We start from the raw sequence: 801 nt of genomic DNA, 5'->3' as shown, positions 1-801 counted from the left end.
AACTACTCGTTGGGATATGGTAAAATTTCTTACTATGCCGAAAATCAATCCAATTTGGATGCTCATGGTAATTATGACGGTATTGTAGTTGGTGGGTCAAACCCTAATCCTCCTGTTGACAATCAAGGACCTGAAGTTTTGGTCTATATGAATACAGAAGAATTTGCCAGAGGAGGCATCACCGATAACAACCCAAAGCTATTGGTTAAATTGTACGACGAAAATGGTATTAATACTGTAGGAAATAGTATTGGACATGATTTAACAGGAAAAATTACAACACCAAAACAGGATGAAGAATTGGAATATATCTTAAACGATTTTTATGAATCGACCAAAGATGACTACACGAGAGGAACAATCGTTTATCCCTTAAAAGACTTAGAACCGGGCTTGCATACTGTAAAAGTAAAAGCTTGGGATGTGTTTAATAATCCTGGTGAAGGTTCAACGGAATTTGTTGTCGCAGAATCTGCGGATATGGCTTTGGCGCACGTCTTAAATTATCCCAATCCGTTTACAACTAGCACCAACTTCCAATTTGAACACAACTTGCCTTATCAAGCCTTAGAAGTTCAGGTGCAAATTTATACTGTTTCTGGAAAGTTGATAAAAACCATTGATCGTGACATTAGCGCCGAAGGCAATAACGGTTATCGTGTAGATGACATCCATTGGGATGGTTTGGACGACTACGGAGATCGCATTGGTAAAGGGGTCTATATCTACAAAATATTGGTTCAAGCTGATGGAGCAACAGATCAGGTCAAACAAAGTAGTGAATTTCAAAAGCTAGTTATT

The 801-nt window shown here is 38.2% G+C and carries 1 protein-coding gene; it reads left to right on the top strand.

Going from position 1 to position 801, the window contains the following annotated elements; genetic code table 11:
• The coding region (locus tag CG11_RS26260) for a FlgD immunoglobulin-like domain containing protein (RefSeq protein WP_156039917.1) at positions 1 to 801 on the top strand (801 nt) is incomplete at both ends.

The sequence above is a fragment of the Aureispira sp. CCB-QB1 genome (genome assembly GCF_000724545.1).
In the GTDB taxonomy this organism is placed as follows: domain Bacteria; phylum Bacteroidota; class Bacteroidia; order Chitinophagales; family Saprospiraceae; genus Aureispira.
The sequence above is the reverse complement of the archived record's forward strand: the minus strand, read 5'-3'. Positions and strand labels throughout refer to the sequence as shown.